Origin of the sequence: Allobosea sp. 2RAB26 (genome assembly GCF_052115465.1) — a bacterium.
GTDB lineage: Bacteria > Pseudomonadota > Alphaproteobacteria > Rhizobiales > Beijerinckiaceae > Allobosea.
The window spans coordinates 83,296-99,465 of sequence record NZ_JBFRGS010000012.1; the positions used below are offsets into that span (position 1 = coordinate 83,296).

Consider the following 16,170-nt stretch of genomic DNA (forward strand, 5'->3'; position numbering starts at 1 on the left):
TGCACCGCGCTGATCAAGCTGCCAGCAGTCCTAGGGCGGCATTGACCGCGTTCTCGGCCGGGCTCGCCCCGGCCGATTTCATGATGCGCTCGACATCTGCGAAACCCGCAAGCTGAGCCTCGCGCGCAGGACCGTCACTGAGGACCGCCAGCACAGCTGCGCTGAGCGCTTCGGGCGAGGCCTCGTCCTGGATGAACTCCGGAACGATGCGCGTGCCGGCGACGAGATTGGGCAGGATCACCGTCGGTAGCTTGATCAGCCTGCGCGCCAGCATCGCCTCCCAGGCCGCGCCGCGATACGCAGCGACCAGCGGTACCTGTGCCAAGGCGAGCTCGAGCGTCACGGTCCCGGAGGCCGCGAGCGCTGCGCGCGCCGTGCGAAAAGCGGCAAGCTTGGCGTCTTCGCCATCGACGAGACGGGGTTTCACCGACCAGGTCGAGACAGCCTCTTCAATCATGCCGCGCAGATGCGGCACGGCCGGCAGCACGAAGCGCGCGCCGGGCACCTCGTTCGCGATGAGCGCGACCGTCTCGCCGAAGGTCGGCATGAGGTGGCTGATCTCCGAGCGACGGCTGCCGGGAAGGACCAGGATGTCCGGCGTTGAAGGAGCGTTGCGCCGCACCTGTTCCTCGGCGCTTGGCCGTAGCGCGGCGAGCCGCTCGATCAAGGGGTGACCGACATAGATCGTCTTCGGTCCGCCGAGCCTTTCCAGCGCAGCGGGCTCGAAGGGCAACAGCGCCAGGATGCGATCGACATGAGGCGCCATCTTGCGGGCGCGGCCCGAACGCCAGGCCCAGACGCTGGGGCAAACCCAATGCGCAATCGGGATTGCGGACGATGCCCGCCGGACTTTTTTCGCGACGCGCAGCGAGAAATCCGGGCTGTCGATGGTGAGCAGGAGATCAGGCGCGAAAGCAACGACCCCCTTGGCTGCATCGGACATGCGCCGGAGCAACAGGGGCAGCCTTGCCAGGACCGGACCAAACCCCATCACGGCGATATCGGATTGGGGAAAAAGCGGCCGCAGTCCCTGTGCGATCAGGCTCTCTCCGCCGACGCCTACGATCTCGAGCGGACGATCCCCCAACCGCTGCCGCAGGACGGTGAGAAAACGCAGCGCCAGAGCATCGCCAGACGTTTCGCCCGCAATGATGGCGAGCCGGAAGGGCCGCTTCACGCGACGCCCTCGACGAACAGGCCAAGCTCGTCGGCCAGTGCGCCCAATCGAACGCTGTCTCCGACAAGCACATTGCCGGCGCGAAGTGCGATGCCGGAGAGGCCAGCCTTGGCCGCGTTCCGTAGGGTTTCGGGTCCGATCGCCGGCATGTCGACGCGCAGGTCTTGGCCGTCCTTGGGGGCCTTGACCAGAACGCCATCGCCCTTGTCGATCTTGAGACGCCCTGCGCTCACCAGCTCGGCGACGCGCCTGATCATGGCGTCGGTACCCTCTGCAGCCTCAATTGCCACGATACGATGATCGGCAACGATTGCGGCCTGACCGACATCGAAGGGCGACAAAGCCGCCAGCAAGGAGAAGCCATGTTCGATGCCGTCGCGCGCCACGGCCGAGACGCTGCGGCGCCCCAGTGGGCCGAGCGGCGCGGTCAAGCCCGGAGCGATCTCGGCTGGGCCATGAACGCGAAAACCCCGCCCCTCGAAGAACTGGACCACGCCCTTGAGCAAATGATCGTCTCCGCCGCGAAAGGCGCGAGCGAAATGGGGCAGGTATTTCAGCGTCGAGGGCTCGGGCATCAGCGAGCCAAAGCTCGGCCGCGGCAGCGCGCCGATCATGACGATATCGACGATCCCGCGTCGCTTGAGCTCGTCGAGCAATCGCCCGAGTTGTCCCAGGCGATAGACACGCGAGGATTCAGGATCGAAATCGCTGGGGTTGGCTGCGCCGTCGATCGCCGCGATATAAAGCTGATGCCCCCGCGCTGTCGCCAGCCGGGCCAGATGCGGCGGGTATTCGCCGCCTCCGGCTATGATTGCGAGAGGAAAGGCGCCGGTCGCTGCGTCGCTGCCCGTGCTCACCGGTCGGGCGCGTTGACGTCGCGCGGAATGCAGATGGCGCGGTCGCTGCCCGAGCGGATGAAATCGAGGATCTCGAGCATCAGCGGGTGCGACGCAAATTCCGTCGCCACGTCTTCGACGCGCTCGGCCAAGGTGCCTTCATCGGCGAAGAGCAGGCGATAGGCGCGCCGCAGCTCATGAATCTGCTCCCGCGAGAAACCACGCCGCTTCAGCCCGACCAGATTGAGCCCGGCCAGATGCGCAGGATTGTCCCGCACCATGCCGAAGGGAATGACATCATTCATCACGCCGGCGCCGCCGCCGATGAAGGCGTGCTCTCCGATGCGAACGAACTGGTGGAGTCCCGTCCCGCCACTGACGATGACATAGTCGCCAACCTTGACATGCCCGGCGCTCATCACGTTGTTCGAGAAGATGACGTTGTTGCCGATCTCGTTGTCGTGGCCGACATGCGAATTGGCAAGGAACAGGCAGCGGTCGCCGATGACCGTCTTCATGCCGCCGCCTTCGGTGCCCGGATTCATCGTCACGCCTTCGCGGATCATGCAATCCGCGCCAATCGTCAGCGTCGACGGCTCGCCGTGATATTTGAGATCCTGCGGCGGGTGGCCGATGGAAGCGAAGGGGTAGATCCTGGTCCGGGGGCCGATCGTGGTTCGGCCGGCGATTGCAACGTGGCTCAACAGCTCAGCGCCGTCCCCGAGAACGACATGGGGGCCGACCGTGCAGAACGGACCGATAACGACCCCCTCGCCCAGCTGCGCAGCCGGGTCGACGACCGACATCGGATGGATAGTCGCACTCATGAAAGTTCTGTCCTGATTTCGACGGAAAGCGGCTGGCCTTAAGCCACCATCGCAGAGATCTCGGCCTCCGCGACAAGCACGCCGTCAACTTTCGCCTCACCGCGATAGAACCAGATATTGCGCTTGCGGGCGACCTTGGTGAGGTGGAAACGCAGGGTATCGCCCGGCACGACCGGTTTGCGGAACTTGGCCTTGTCGATCGTGGTGAAGAGGACGGACTGTACCGCTTCCTCGTCAATTCCCCGCGCGCTGACGACGAGCACGCCGGCGGTCTGCGCCATGGCCTCGATCATCAACACACCCGGAAAGACCGGACGGCCGGGAAAATGTCCGGTGAACTGGGGTTCGTTGGCGGTGACGTTCTTGATGCCAATGCCGGACTCGTCGCCATTCATCTCGATGACACGGTCGACGAGAAGGAACGGATAGCGGTGGGGAATGCAGGCCATGATCTTCTGAATATCGGCCACACCCAGCGATGTCGTCGCGTCGGTCATGCTCTCCCGTCTCCCGCGCAGGCCTGCCGGCTTCGCCCGCAAAGTTGTATCGTTTAAATCGATGCCGGAACAGGAGGTTGCGGCTGGCGCCGGGTTCCTGTCAGCTTCTATGCCCGTTTGCCGGAAATGGTACCGGACGATCAAGCGAATTCGACACGAGGCCCACTCTTCGCATGGATTGCGAAGGCTGCCTCGCGCTCTCGCGTATCCTCAGCTCTCCGAGCCGCCCGAAGACTTGCCGCGCTTTGCAACAAGAGATTTGAGAAGCGCTGTCTCGCGCGCCCAGCTGAGCGCCGGCTGCGCGGGATAACCGCCATAGCGCGCGCCGCGAGGGATGTCACCGGCGACGCCGCTCTGGGCGGCAACCTGCGCGCCCATCCCAACCGTCAGATGGCCGGCGAGGCCAACCTGGCCACCCAGCACGACGAAATCTTCCAAAGTCGTAGAGCCGGCGATGCCAACCTGCGAAACGATCACGCAATGGCGGCCGATGACGCAGTTATGGCCGATCTGAACGAGGTTATCGATCTTGGTACCTTCACCGATGACCGTATCGCGGCTGGCGCCCCGGTCTATGCAGCTATTGGCGCCGATCTCGACGTCGTCCTGAATGATGACCCGGCCGATCTGCGGCACCTTCATATGGCCTTTCGGGCTCATCGCGAAACCAAAGCCATCCTGGCCGATCCGGACACCCGGGTGAATGATGACCCGGTTTCCGACCAGGGCCGATTGCAAGGTGCTGCCAGCGCCGATCGCACAATCACGCCCGATCCGGACCTGGGGGCCGATCACGGCATGCGAGGCGACCACGGAACCGGCGCCGATCTCGGCACCGGGGCCGACCACGGCACCCGGATCGATCGTGACGTTATCCTCGATCCTTGCCGTGGCGTGGACGAAGGCGCCCGGCGCGACCCCTTGCGAGCCAAAGACTGACCGTGGCTTGAGCGCATCGGGATAGAAGCGCGCCATGATCCGGGCAAAGGCATGGTAGGGCGCGGGCGATACGAGCGCGACTGTGCCCGCGGGAACACGGGCAGCGAACCGGGAAGAAACCAGGCACAGCCCGGCCGAAGTCCCCGCCAGCGCATCCGTATATTTGGGGTTGTCCATATAGGCGATGTCATCGGGCCCGGCGGCCTCGAGTGCGGCCGCGCCGGTAACGAGCCGCGTGGGCTCCACGCCCTCAGGCAGAGCAGCCCCTGAAATGGCAGCGACCTCGCCGTAGCTCAGCGAGGTCGCGATCGGGAAGAATTGAGGTTCTGACATGCAATGGATCCGTGCGGGGCGTTGCCGCCCCGCCGCGTCAGAAGCGGGTGCCGCCGGAGAAGCGGAAGGCCTGCAGACGGTCGCCGCCGTAACGGACGCCGGTGATCGGATCGCGCGTGCCCTCATCCTTGCTAAGGGCATAGGCATAGTCAAACCGGATCGGCCCGAGCGGCGACTGCCAGAGCAGGCTCGCGCCGATCGAGGAGCGGATGACGTTCTTGTCGCGAACGCAGGCCACGTTGCTCTGGAACTGGGACGTGCTCGGGACATTGAACTGCCGGGGCTCCGACCCGCCCGGGCAAAGCCCGTTCGTCGTCGGGATCGGGCTGGTGATCACCTTCGAGCCGCCATCATAGTCGAATAGCGTACCGGCATCGGCGAAGATCGCGCCGCGCAGGCCAAGGTCACGCGGCAGGCCCCAGATCGGGAACTGCACTTCGACCGAGCCACCGAAATACGACTGGCCGCCGAGAGCGTTGGCCGTCGGGTCGTTCAGCACGTCGCGCGGACCGATGCCCGACGGAGCGAAGCCACGCACCAGGCTCGGGCCGAGGAAGTAGTGATCGACCATGCGCAGGGTACCTTCCGTCGCCTGGACGTGACCGCCCTGGACCCGGAGGAAGCCGACGACATCGTCGAAGATCTCGCGGTAGTAGCGCGCATCCGCCGCGACACGAAGGAACTTCGAGTCGCCGCCAAGGCCCGCGAATTCCGGCTTCAACTCCGCAATGAAGCCGTTGCGCGGTGTCTGGTAATTATCAAGCGAGTTGTAGTTCAGCGTCACGCCCGCAAGGGAGGTCAGCGTTTCGCCGCGGGCTTCCTTGACCGCGAGCGTCGCTTCGCCATTCGTCACGCAGTTGAAGTTCTGCGTTGCTGCAAATCCAGAGCCGGGCGCTCCAGGCGTAATCCCGGGGATCGGGAACGAGCAGTCATTATACGGACGGCTCGACGTGTTCGGGATCTTGATCTCGGTCGTGTAGAGCGAGTAGCGCGGCGTGATCGAGAACTCTTCCGTGATCGGGAAGGTGAACCGCAGCTGACCGCCGGTCACACGGCTTTCGTAGCGGCCGATATTGTAGTTGTCGTTGTACTTCGAGAACAGATCGATACCGGCAGCGATACGGCGACCGAGGAAATAGGGCTCGGTGAAGGAGAAATCGATGCCCTGGGTCCGCTGCCCCAGCGTGCCGGCAATCTTCACGAACTGGCCGCGGCCAAGGAAATTGGATTCCGACAGCGAGACTTCGCCGATGACACCGTCAGACGTCGAATAACCGCCCGCGATCGAGAAGGAGCCGGTGGCCTTGTCCTCGACGTCGATGTTCATGATCACCCGGTCAGGCGCGCTGCCCGGCTCATTGGTGATGCGAACCTTGTTGAAGAAGCCGAGATTGTTCAGGCGCCGCTCGGCGCGATCAACCATCACCTTGTTGTAGGCATCGCCCTCACCCAGATCGAGCTCCCGGCGAACCACATAGTCGCGGGTCCGCGTATTGCCGCGCACATTGATGCGCTCGACATAGACCCGCGGACCGTCTTCGACGACATAGGTGATGCCGATCAGGCGGCCAGCGGCGTCACGCTCACCGCGGGGGCGAACCTGCGCAAAGGGATGACCACGGCGGGACACCTCGGTCGTGAGGTTGACGAGCGACTTTTCGACCGCCTCGGCATTGTACGTATCGCCAGCCGAGGTCGCGAGGAGCCTTTGCATCGTCGCCGAGTCGATATCGCTGAGCTGCGAATCCACCGCGACGTTGCCGACCTTGTACTGCGGCCCTTCATCGACCGTGACGTCGATGACCCAGCCACCCTTGGCGTCATCGAAGCGCGCGTCGCTCGCAACGACCCGGAAGTCGGCATAGCCGTTCTTCAGGTAGAAGCGGCGAACCAGATCGAGATCGGACGCGATACGGTCGGGATCATAGACGTCGGAGGTCTTGATGAAGCTGAGGAAATTCGATTCCGTCGAGCTCATCAACCCGCGCAGACGCGATGCCGAATAGGCGCCGTTACCCGCGAAATTGATTTCCTTGATGCCGGTCTTGCCGCTCTCGACAATGGTGAAGACCACGTCCGAACGACCATTGGGCAATGGCGCGATACGCCCGGAGATCGTCGCAGTGCCGTAACCGGCCCGGCGATAGACCTCCTTCAGGCGTTGCACATCGGAGTCGATCAGCGCCTGACTCAGAGGGCCACGCGCCTTCGATTCGACCTGTTGCAGCAGGATCTCGCTCTTGAGGCGCTTGTTGCCCTCGAAGGCGACGCGATTGATCGTGTCGTTCTCGTGAACCGAGATCACAGTCTGGTTGCCGCGGCGGCTGACCTGGACGTTCGAGAACAGTCCGGTCGCCATCAGGCTCTGCCGAACCTCCTGCGGACCACCCTGCCCTGCATAGGACCGAATGGTCTCCGCGTCGACGCGGCGGTTGCCTTGGACAATCACGGCCTGCGCAAAAACAACGCCACCGCTAACGGCCAACATAAAGGCCGAAAGTCCGACTGATCGAGAGAGCCGCATTTTGAAAGACCGGCTCTTTGGGGTCGACGTCATCGGGTCGCCTATTCCATTTAGTAGGTCACCACCCCAACCGGGGACACCTGCCTTTGGGCAGGTGCATGGCGACATTGCAGACCAATCGCTTCTACAAAGTTTCCGACGAGGTGCAAACGAACATTGTCGTTAACAAATTATTTTTAACCTCGTCGTTGCCAGGAGGCCACGCGCCCTGAGAAAAGCGCCCGATTCGACGCAGCTTTTGGGCCTATCGGCAACGAACCTTGCCGCAGGTCACAGCATTCGTGGGCTTGCCAGCCGGAGTCTACAGACGCGAGTGGACGTGGACGATGTCATTCCAGGTCACGAAGAGCATCAGCATCAGGACCAGCCCAAAACCGACCCGAAAGCCGATTTCCTGGGCGCGCTCGCTTAAAGGGCGGCCGCGGAGAGCCTCGATCGCATAGAACATCAGATGTCCGCCATCGAGCATAGGAACCGGCAACAGGTTCATCAGGCCGATCGAGACCGAGAGAATCGCCGCAAGATTGATCAGCGCGAGCAGGCCTCCATTGGAAGCAACCATCCCGGAAACCTGGGCGATGCGGATCGGCCCCGAAAGCTGATCCGTCGATTCACGCCCGCTGATCAATTTGGACAGATAGTCATAGGTCCGGTCGACCACGAACCAGGTCTCGGAGAATCCAACCTTCACGGCTTCACCGAGGCTGTAATGCTGGGTCGTCCAGTCCTCGGTCCGGCGGGAAGCCTGGACCCCGATAACGCCAATGCGCTGTTTGCCGAGAGCGGTCGATGTCTCGTTCAGATCAGGCGTAACAGGCAGGGTCACCATGGTGCCCGCGCGATCGACCGTCACCGAAAGGGTCTCGTTCGGGTGTGTAGAGACCAGTCTTTGCATGTCGCTGAAGCTGCGGATCTGCTTGCCGTCGATCGTCAGGACAACGTCCCCCGCGAGCAGACCTGCGCGCTCAGCGGCCTTCCCGGCAATCACCTGCTCGACCCGGGGCGCCAGGACCGGGCGACCGAAGGCGTAGACGGTCCCGGCAAAGATGAGGATGGCCAGTACGAAATTGGCAATCGGGCCGGCCGCGACGATCGCCACCCGTTCAGCGATCGATTGAGCCGGGAAGGAACGCGCTCGCTGTTCCTCCGTCATGCGCTCGACTTCAGCGCTATCGGCTGCGGAGCTCGAGGGATCCGCGTCACCGGAGAACTTCACATAGCCGCCGAGTGGGATCAGCGCGAAGCGCCAGCGCGTGCCGTGCTTGTCAACGAATCCGAAAATCTCGCGGCCGAAGCCGATCGAGAACACTTTCACGTCGACGCCGCACCAACGACCGACGAGGAAGTGCCCGAGCTCGTGCACGAAAACAACGATGGTCAGGACAAACAGGAACGGCACCAGGTAACTGAGCAGGAAGCTGCCCGAGTTCCAGACGGTCGCTGCAATATCCATAAAATTCTCCCGATTCCTGCCCCTTACGTGACAGTGAAGGTGCCCTTCGACAAGAGCAGGCGAGCGCGGTTTCTCGCCTCATGGTCAATGGCAAGGGCCGCTTCAATATCGACCGGTGCCGCGATGTCAGCACCGAGCCCGCTGCAGACGGCATCGACGAGAGCCGGGATGCCGAGAAAGCCGATCCGTCCGGCAAGAAAGGCCTCGACCGCGACTTCATTGGCGGCATTGAGGATCGCCGGCACCGCTCCTCCGGTCTCCAACGCTGCCATCGCCAGAGCAAGCGCCGGAAAGCGGGCAAGATCAGGGCGTTCGAAGGCCAGCGGCGCGGTCGTGACGAGATCGACGAAGCGCGTCGCCGGCGCATCGAGCCGGCCGTCGACGCCGAGGCAATGCGCGGCCGCAACCCGCATATCCGGAATTGCCATGCCTGCAGTGACCGAGCCATCGCGGAAGGTGACGAGGCCATGCACGATCTGCTGGGGGTGTACCAGAACATCGAGCTGATCATGTTTCAGCCCGAACAGGAAACAGGCCTCGATCAGCTCAAGGCCCTTGTTCATCATGCTGGCGGAGTCGACCGTGATCTTGGCGCCCATTGCGTAATTCGGGTGGGCCAGAGCCTGCTCCGGCTTGGCCGCCGCAATTCGTTCTGCCGACCAGGTGCGGAAGGGCCCCCCCGATGCCGTCAGCGTCATGGATCGGATCGCCGAGATCGGCTCGGCTCCAAGAGCCTGGAAGAGAGCATTATGCTCCGAATCCAGCGGCAGGATGCGCGCGCCCACGGCCGTGGCCTGCGCCATCACGGCGGCACCGGCGCAAACCAGGCTCTCCTTGTTGGCGAGGGCAATCACGCGGCCAGGTGTCAGCGCGGCAAAAGTCGCTTCCAGACCTGCAGCTCCTGCTATGGCACTGACGACAATGTCGCTTGGCATCGCGACGGCATCGAGAACGGCCTGCCGCCCCGCCCCGCTGTCGATACCGCTACCGGCCAGGGTCTGCGCCAGAGCTTCGCCTCCCGCCTCGTCCGCCAAGGCGGCAAAGCGGGCACCTGTTTCGACCGCCACCCGGGCGAGGCTCGCAGCGTCCCGCCCGCCAACCACGACATCGATCTTCAGGCGTTCAGGATTCTCCGACACGACGTCGCGCGTCGACCGGCCGATGGAGCCTGTGGCTCCAAGAAGAGTGACGAGACGGCGCATGACGTCTTCAGAACTCCAGATGCGCCAGGAACAGTGCAGCACCAGCGAGGACCAGGACGGCCCAGTAGCCGTCAAGCCGATCGAAAAAGCCACCATGGCCCGGGATCAACTTGCTTGAGTCCTTGGTGCCAAAGCGACGCTTGACGGCCGATTCAAAGAGATCGCCAGCCTGGCTCACGATCGAGGCCGAAAGCGAGGCGGCGATCACAAAGGCCGGACCGACGACTGCGGCCGCCCCTGGGGTCAACACCCAGACGGCATAACCGCCAAGCGTACCGGCAGCGGTTCCGCCGAGTGCGCCGGACCAGGTCTTCTTCGGACTGATCGCAGGCATCAGCTTCGGCCCACCAAGAGCCCGCCCCGTAAAATAGGCGGCAATATCGGTCAGCCAACAGACCGCGAAGGTCCAGATGATCACAGCAAACCCGAAATCCGGGAGTGCACGCAGCGCCGGCGTGATCAGGGCAAAGGCGAGCGCATAGGCAACACCGCAGGCCTCCAGCCAGTTCCGCTTTTCGAGAACCGGGGTCAGGAGCGCCCCGAAGAACGCAGCGAAGGCGGAAACACCGGCGAGCGCCACTGGACTGATCGGGGCGAAGCCAAGCGCCAGACCGGCAATCGTAACGCCGATGCCTGCGGGTACCGCATTCCGGCGGCTCACGATCGCGAGCCATTCATAGGCGACCAATCCGGCAGCCAGCGCCCAGATGAGCCTGAACGGCCAGCCCCCGACAAATGTCGCAGCCACAATGCCCGCGGCCAGCACCAGCGCGGATGCGATACGCAGCTTCAGTTCGCTCGGGCCGGCGGCCGGACCGCCGGAAGGTTGGTCACTCACGCTACGCCCACATTGCGGCCGGATGGCTCCGACACGCCGCCGAAGCGGCGTTCGCGGCGGCGATACTCGGCCAGCGCTTCTTCCAACGCCGCGCGATCGAAATCGGGCCAGAGTACCGGGGTGAAGACGAACTCCGCATAGGCGGCCTGCCAAAGCAGAAAATTCGAGATCCGTGTCTCGCCCGATGTGCGGATGACGAGCTCGGGGTCGGGCAGATCTGCGGTATCGAGCCGCGCAGAGATGCTGCTCTCGTCAATGGTGGTTGCGTCGACAAGGCCTGCCGCGACATCCGAGGCCAGTTGGCGCGCCGCTCGGACGATCTCGTCGCGCGAGCCATAGTTGAAGGCGACGACGAGCGTCATTCCCGTGTTGTTGCGCGTGGTCGCCTCGGCATGCTCGACCAGACGGCGCAGATCGGGCGCCAGATCGCTCCTGCCGCCAATGACCCGGACCCGGACCCCAGCCGCTCCGAGTTCGGTCAGATCCTTCTCGATGAAATGCTTGAGCAGCGTCATCAGAAACGAAACTTCGGCAGCAGGCCGGCGCCAGTTCTCTGTCGAGAAACTGTAGACCGTCAGAATCTCGATGCCGAGATCGCTGGCGTTGCGGACGGTCCGGCGCAAGGCCTCCAGCCCGCGCCGATGCCCTTCATGTCGCGGCAGGCCGCGCAACTGAGCCCAGCGCCCGTTGCCGTCCATGATCACTGCGACATGGGAGGGCCCTGCAGCCTGGACCTCCGGACGCTGGCCTGCTGACATTCTCGTGCCTCTTTCGGCGTTGCGTCCCGGATCATAGCCAGCGGCTCAAACCCGCCGGGCGACAGGATCAGACGTGCAGGATTTCCTTTTCCTTCGTCGCCAGCGCCTGATCGATCTCGGCGATATGCTGGTCTGTGACCTTCTGGACCTGATCCGACTCGCGCGTCACGTCATCCTTGGTCAGGTGACCGTCCTTCTCGAGCTTCTTAATCACGTCGATCCCGTCGCGGCGGACATGGCGCACAGCGATCTTGGATTCTTCGGCATATTTATGCGCGACCTTGACCATCTCCTTGCGGCGCTGCTCGTTCAGCTCCGGAATTCGGATGCGCAGCACCTGCCCTTCCGTCTGGGGGTTGAGGCCCAGATCGGATTCGCGGATCGCCTTCTCCACCGCCTGGACCATGCTGCGGTCCCAGACCTGGACACTGAGCAGGCGTGCTTCAGGCACGCTGACGGTGGCAAGCTGAGTCAAGGGTGTACGCGCACCATAAGCCTCGACCTGGATCGGATCGAGAACGTTGGCGGAGGCGCGGCCGGTGCGCAGGGAGGCGAGATCGCCCTTGAAGGATTGCACCGCGCCTTGCATCCGACGCTTCACGTCGGCGAGGTCGAATGTCGTCTGGGCCATTTTAGTCAAGACCTTGCAGATAATCGAAAACCGGCGCGACCATGGCCGCGGCCCCGCTCAGGGTCAAGGATTTCATGTTCCAACAGCACCTTCCCGGGACAATCTGCAAGGGAAAAACGCCTGAGGCAGGCCGGGCATGGCGGACGGGTGATCCGGAACGGTGGCAAGACCGGGCGCCGCTTCCTAGCTTTAAGGTCGGGCCTCGGTCGAGACGTCACGGCCGAGCACAACCGAACCACGAGGAGGCCCCTTGCCCCGTCTGAACCGCATCATTGAAACTGCGCTCTATGTCGACGATCTCGATCGCGCGCAGGAGTTCTATGAGACGAAGCTCGGATTGAAGCCGATGCTGAAGACGAGGACGCTGTTCGCCTATGATGTTGGCGGAGAGAGTGTCCTTCTGCTCTTCCTTCGGGGGCAATCTCTCCTCACCCAATCATCTGCCAAGGGCAATATTCCACCGCATGACGGCAGCGGCCCCCTCCATATCTGCTTCGCGATCGACACCAGCGAACTCACAGCCTGGGAAGAGCGGTTGCAGCAGCATGGAATCGATATCGAGGGCCGGATGAGCTGGGATCGCGGCGGAAACAGCCTCTATTTCCGTGACCCCGACGGCCATCTGCTTGAGTTGATGACGCCGGGGATCTGGCCGAACTACTGAGCCTTGCAACCGCGAGGGAATCCGGCGGTCAGGGCGTCACGTAGGTTGCCCTGCCCTCGCCGCGCAGAACGGCCGCAAGCGCGCCAGTTTCGGCGATCGAGAAGACGACGATCGTCAGCCCGGCGTCGCGCGCCAGCGCAAAAGCAGCCGTATCCATCACCTTGAGATCATGCCTGATCGCCTCGGCATGGGTCAGGCTCTCATAGCGCTTGGCGTTCGGATCCTTCTTCGGATCGGCGGTGTAGACGCCATCGACCTGCGTCGCCTTCAGCAATTGCTGACAGTCGAGCTCGGCCGCCCGAAGGGCAGCTCCGGTATCGGTGGTGAAATAGGGATTGCCCGTGCCGCCCCCGAGAATGACGACCTTGCCGTGGCTGAGATGGTCGAGCGCGCGCCGGCGAGCGTAGCTCTCGCAGAGCGAGGGCATGGGCACAGCCGACATGGCGCGGGCCGGGGCGCCGGCGATCTCGATGGCATGCTCTAGCGCAAGAGCGTTCATCACCGTGCCGAGCATGCCGATCGAATCGGCGCTTGGTCGGTCGAGGCCCTTGTTCAAGCCCTGGACGCCGCGAAAGAAATTGCCGCCGCCGACGACGATCGCAATCTCGACGCCTTCGTGCGCGGCCTTTGCGATATCGGCGGCGAGCGCAGTCAGCGTCGTACCGTCGAGGCCGGATCCGGCTTTCCCCGCAAGGGCTTCGCCGGAGAGCTTCACAAGAACGCGTTTGGGTCTCACCGGCTTTCTCCATGGACTGGGACGGCGCGATTCGGCACCAACATCGTCTTCTTACAAAAAAGGCCGCGCAGAGCGCGGCCTTTTTCAGATCCTATCAACCGGCTTCTCAGCCCGTCGTGCCACCGGCCGCAGCGACTTCGGCAGCGAAATCGGTCTCTTCCTTCTCGATGCCCTCGCCGAGCGCGAAGCGAGCAAAGCCCGTCAGCTTGACCGGAGCACCGACCTTGCCCTCGGCTTCCTTCAGCACCTGGGCGACCGACTTCGAGCCGTCATGGATATAGGCCTGCTCGAGCAGGCAGTATTCCTTGGCGTAGCTCTTCAAGCCGCTCTCGGTGATCTTCTCGAGCACGTTGGCGGGCTTGCCGGCATTCTTCTCGGCCAGGATCGCCTTCTCGCGCTCCAGGATCGCCGGATCGACCGAAGCGAGATCGAGCGCGACCGGATTGGTAGCGGCGACGTGCATGGCAAGCTGACGACTGAGGGCTGCGAGCTCCTCGCCCTTGCCGGTCGTCTCGAGACCGACGATCACGCCGATCTTGCCGAGACCATCGGCGACCGAGCCATGGACGTAATGGCCAATGACGCCGGCGCTGACCTTGACCTCGGCGACGCGGCGCAGGGTCATGTTCTCGCCAATCGTGGCGATGGCATTGGCGATGGCGTCAGCGACGGTGCCGCCGCCCGGATAGTGATGGGCGAGCAGTGCCTCGACGTCGCCGCCGCGCTCCAGCGAGACGTCGGCGATCGTGCGGGCGAGCGCCTGGAACTCGAGGTTGCGCGCAACGAAGTCGGTCTCGGAATTGACCTCGGCAACGACACCGCGGTTCTCGGACACGGCCACGGCGACCAGGCCCTCGGCGGCAACGCGGCCGGCCTTCTTCGCGGCCTTGGCAAGGCCCTTGGTGCGCAACCAGTCGATGGCGGCCTCGATGTTGCCGTCGGTCGCGGCCAGCGCGGTCTTGCAATCCATCATGCCCGCGCCAGTCTTGTCGCGGAGTTCCTTCACCATGCCGGCGGTGATCGCAGCCATCTGTCGTTCCTTGCTGTCATGTGCCGGGCCTGCGCAACGACGCTGGCGGCCAACGGCACGGTCTTCGATTTCAGAGCGCGCCATAGCGCGAAGGGAAAACGCCGACGCTCCGTGACCGGCCGTCGGCGTGACTTCATTCATCTGCCGCGCATTGCTGCGCTGCCGAGGCGACGCGCCGATGACGCGCCGCCCTGAGTTTGCTCTCAGGCCTCGGCGAGATCGCGCGCCTGGGCAACCCAGCCGTCGCGCTCGATGCGACCACCGAGCTTCAGATCGGCATCAACCTTGACGACATCGGCCGGTGACATCGCAGCGATCTGCCAGAAGTGGAACAGGCCACCGTCATTGAGCTTCTGAACCAGCTCCGGACCCATGCCGGAGAGCTTCATGAAGTCGTCCGGCGCGCCGCGCGGCGCAGTAAGCAGCTCGAACACCGGGGCAGCGTCTGCGGCCGGCTCGATGATCGCCGTCTCAACGATCGGGGCCTCGGCAGCACCGAGATCGATGCCATGGTCGCCCGAGGCGCGCGAGATGCCGTCGATGGCCGAACGGGCGATCAGGTCGCAATAGAGCTGGATGGCGCGGCCGGCGTCGTCATTGGCAGGCACCGGGTAGGTGATGCCATCCGGATCCGAGTTCGAGTCGACAATGGCGGCGACCGGGATGCCGAGGCGCTGGGCCTCCTTGATCGCGAGCGCTTCCTTGTTGGTGTCGATCACGAAGATCATGTCGGGCGTGCCGCCCATGTCCTTGATGCCGCCGAGCGCCTTCTCGAGCTTGTCGCGCTCACGCGCCAGCATCAGGCGTTCCTTCTTGGTCAGGCCGGTGCTGCCGCCATTCAGGAGCTCGTCGACCTTGCGCAGGCGCTGGATCGAGGCCGAGATGGTCTTCCAGTTGGTCAGCATGCCGCCGAGCCAACGGGAGTTCACGTAGTACTGAGCCGACCTCTTGGCAGCGTCGGCGATCGAGTCCTGCGCCTGGCGCTTGGTGCCGACGAACAGGACGCGGCCGCCACGGGCCACGGTGTCGCTGACAGCCTGCAGGGCGCGCGAGAGCATCGGCACCGACTGCGACAGGTCGAGAATGTGGATGTTGTTGCGGGTGCCGTAGATATACGGCGACATCTTCGGGTTCCAGCGGTGAGCCTGGTGGCCGAAATGCGCGCCGGCTTCGAGCAGCTGGCGCATGGAAAAGTCTGGCAGAGCCATGATTCGATCGTCCTTCCGGTTGAGCCTCTGGGGTGCGAATGAACAAGGCATGGACTGCCACGTCACCGGAACGCCTCGGAAGTGAGGCGATGCTCCCCATGTGGGATGGCCTGCGCCTTACACGGGAAAGCGTGGCAACGCAAGGCTCGCACCTCACCAGGTCATCGGCGCCGTGGCTTCTTTTGCGCGCCATGCGCCCATGCCGCCTCGAGCGCTCCGGCAAGTTCAGCCAGGCCCAGCCTGGAGAGATCGGCTGTCGTCCAACCCCGCTTGCCCCAGGCATTTGGCACCGGGCTGAAGGCATCCGGCGCCATCATGCACCTGAATTCCTGCTCCTCGGGCGAGAAGCCGAAATTCGCGCTGCAACCGTCAGGAGCGAGAGTGACGTAGATTCGCGAGACCTTGAAGGCGACCCGGTCGAAGTGCGGAGCCTCGACCGTGCCGTCCAGAGCCAGCGCCAGACGGCGCAGATCATCTCCCGTCGGCATCGTCCTCACCTCCCAAGCCAGAACGAATT

The 16,170-nt window shown here is 63.9% G+C and carries 16 protein-coding genes; 1 reads left to right on the plus strand and 15 read right to left on the minus strand.

Going from position 1 to position 16,170, the window contains the following annotated elements:
- Positions 1-13: 13 nt before the first annotated feature.
- From lpxB to frr, 11 genes are all read right to left on the minus strand, one after another.
- Positions 14-1,177: a lipid-A-disaccharide synthase gene (gene lpxB / locus AB4118_RS22335; protein WP_441491818.1), complete on the minus strand. Its 1,164-nt coding sequence runs from the start codon at positions 1,175-1,177 to the stop codon at positions 14-16.
- The gene (locus tag AB4118_RS22340; RefSeq protein ID WP_162768454.1) at positions 1,174-2,034 is read right to left on the minus strand and encodes an LpxI family protein; all 861 of its coding nucleotides are present in this window, start codon (positions 2,032-2,034) and stop codon (positions 1,174-1,176) included. Before AB4118_RS22340 ends, lpxB begins: the two co-directional genes overlap by 4 nt.
- On the minus strand, positions 2,031-2,840 hold the full coding sequence (lpxA, locus tag AB4118_RS22345; RefSeq protein WP_113518509.1) for an acyl-ACP--UDP-N-acetylglucosamine O-acyltransferase: 810 nt from the start codon (positions 2,838-2,840) through the stop codon (positions 2,031-2,033). Before lpxA ends, AB4118_RS22340 begins: the two co-directional genes overlap by 4 nt.
- A 38-nt stretch (positions 2,841-2,878) precedes the next feature.
- Entirely contained in the window at positions 2,879-3,337 is a 459-nt protein-coding gene (gene fabZ / locus AB4118_RS22350) for a 3-hydroxyacyl-ACP dehydratase FabZ (protein WP_043236894.1), read from the minus strand.
- Positions 3,338-3,547: 210 nt separating this feature from the next.
- Positions 3,548-4,609 carry a UDP-3-O-(3-hydroxymyristoyl)glucosamine N-acyltransferase gene (lpxD, locus tag AB4118_RS22355; RefSeq protein WP_441491819.1) on the minus strand — a complete coding sequence of 354 codons (1,062 nt, stop codon included), beginning with the start codon at positions 4,607-4,609 and terminating at the stop codon, positions 3,548-3,550.
- 37 nt (positions 4,610-4,646) lie between these two features.
- Positions 4,647-7,166 (minus strand): outer membrane protein assembly factor BamA, encoded by a 2,520-nt coding sequence (gene bamA / locus AB4118_RS22360; protein ID WP_441491820.1) that lies wholly within the window; start codon positions 7,164-7,166, stop codon positions 4,647-4,649.
- 268 nt (positions 7,167-7,434) lie between these two features.
- On the minus strand, positions 7,435-8,586 hold the full coding sequence (rseP, locus tag AB4118_RS22365) for an RIP metalloprotease RseP (protein ID WP_441491821.1): 1,152 nt from the start codon (positions 8,584-8,586) through the stop codon (positions 7,435-7,437).
- Positions 8,587-8,609: 23 nt separating this feature from the next.
- Entirely contained in the window at positions 8,610-9,788 is a 1,179-nt protein-coding gene (gene dxr / locus AB4118_RS22370; RefSeq protein ID WP_441491822.1) for a 1-deoxy-D-xylulose-5-phosphate reductoisomerase, read from the minus strand.
- Between the two features lie 7 nt (positions 9,789-9,795).
- Positions 9,796-10,626: a phosphatidate cytidylyltransferase gene (locus AB4118_RS22375; RefSeq protein WP_441491823.1), complete on the minus strand. Its 831-nt coding sequence runs from the start codon at positions 10,624-10,626 to the stop codon at positions 9,796-9,798.
- Positions 10,623-11,384 carry an isoprenyl transferase gene (locus tag AB4118_RS22380; RefSeq protein ID WP_441491824.1) on the minus strand — a complete coding sequence of 254 codons (762 nt, stop codon included), beginning with the start codon at positions 11,382-11,384 and terminating at the stop codon, positions 10,623-10,625. Before AB4118_RS22380 ends, AB4118_RS22375 begins: the two co-directional genes overlap by 4 nt.
- Before the next feature lie 67 nt (positions 11,385-11,451).
- Positions 11,452-12,015 carry a ribosome recycling factor gene (frr, locus tag AB4118_RS22385; RefSeq protein ID WP_069880717.1) on the minus strand — a complete coding sequence of 188 codons (564 nt, stop codon included), beginning with the start codon at positions 12,013-12,015 and terminating at the stop codon, positions 11,452-11,454.
- 250 nt (positions 12,016-12,265) lie between these two features.
- Between frr and AB4118_RS22390 the strand changes: the two genes are divergently transcribed.
- Positions 12,266-12,679, plus strand: a complete 414-nt coding sequence (locus AB4118_RS22390; protein WP_441491825.1) for a VOC family protein — start codon at positions 12,266-12,268, stop codon at positions 12,677-12,679.
- Positions 12,680-12,707: 28 nt separating this feature from the next.
- Here AB4118_RS22390 and pyrH read toward each other — a convergent pair whose 3' ends face one another.
- The 4 genes from pyrH to AB4118_RS22410 all read right to left on the minus strand — a co-directional run bounded on the left by pyrH (position 12,708) and on the right by AB4118_RS22410 (position 16,141).
- Complete coding sequence (gene pyrH / locus AB4118_RS22395; RefSeq protein ID WP_069880715.1) at positions 12,708-13,415, minus strand: UMP kinase; 708 nt, start codon at positions 13,413-13,415, stop codon at positions 12,708-12,710.
- 106 nt (positions 13,416-13,521) lie between these two features.
- Complete coding sequence (gene tsf / locus AB4118_RS22400) at positions 13,522-14,445, minus strand: translation elongation factor Ts (protein ID WP_441491826.1); 924 nt, start codon at positions 14,443-14,445, stop codon at positions 13,522-13,524.
- Between the two features lie 203 nt (positions 14,446-14,648).
- Positions 14,649-15,653, minus strand: coding sequence for a 30S ribosomal protein S2 (locus tag AB4118_RS22405; RefSeq protein WP_069880713.1), 1,005 nt, complete (start codon positions 15,651-15,653; stop codon positions 14,649-14,651).
- Between the two features lie 161 nt (positions 15,654-15,814).
- Positions 15,815-16,141: an MmcQ/YjbR family DNA-binding protein gene (locus AB4118_RS22410; protein WP_441491827.1), complete on the minus strand. Its 327-nt coding sequence runs from the start codon at positions 16,139-16,141 to the stop codon at positions 15,815-15,817.
- Positions 16,142-16,170: the final 29 nt, after the last annotated feature.

Bases quoted from the DNA above. Each gene is read 5' to 3' on its own strand.
- rseP (WP_441491821.1), bottom strand. From the start codon at position 8,586: ATGGATATTGCAGCGACCGTCTGGAACTCGGGCAGCTTCCTGCTCAGT.
- fabZ (WP_043236894.1), bottom strand. From the start codon at position 3,337: ATGACCGACGCGACGACATCGCTGGGTGTGGCCGATATTCAGAAGATC.
- bamA (WP_441491820.1), bottom strand. From the start codon at position 7,166: ATGACGTCGACCCCAAAGAGCCGGTCTTTCAAAATGCGGCTCTCTCGA.
- lpxA (WP_113518509.1), bottom strand. From the start codon at position 2,840: ATGAGTGCGACTATCCATCCGATGTCGGTCGTCGACCCGGCTGCGCAG.
- AB4118_RS22410 (WP_441491827.1), bottom strand. From the start codon at position 16,141: ATGCCGACGGGAGATGATCTGCGCCGTCTGGCGCTGGCTCTGGACGGC.
- AB4118_RS22380 (WP_441491824.1), bottom strand. From the start codon at position 11,384: ATGTCAGCAGGCCAGCGTCCGGAGGTCCAGGCTGCAGGGCCCTCCCAT.
- frr (WP_069880717.1), bottom strand. From the start codon at position 12,015: ATGGCCCAGACGACATTCGACCTCGCCGACGTGAAGCGTCGGATGCAA.
- AB4118_RS22405 (WP_069880713.1), bottom strand. From the start codon at position 15,653: ATGGCTCTGCCAGACTTTTCCATGCGCCAGCTGCTCGAAGCCGGCGCG.
- lpxD (WP_441491819.1), bottom strand. From the start codon at position 4,609: ATGTCAGAACCTCAATTCTTCCCGATCGCGACCTCGCTGAGCTACGGC.
- dxr (WP_441491822.1), bottom strand. From the start codon at position 9,788: ATGCGCCGTCTCGTCACTCTTCTTGGAGCCACAGGCTCCATCGGCCGG.
- tsf (WP_441491826.1), bottom strand. From the start codon at position 14,445: ATGGCTGCGATCACCGCCGGCATGGTGAAGGAACTCCGCGACAAGACT.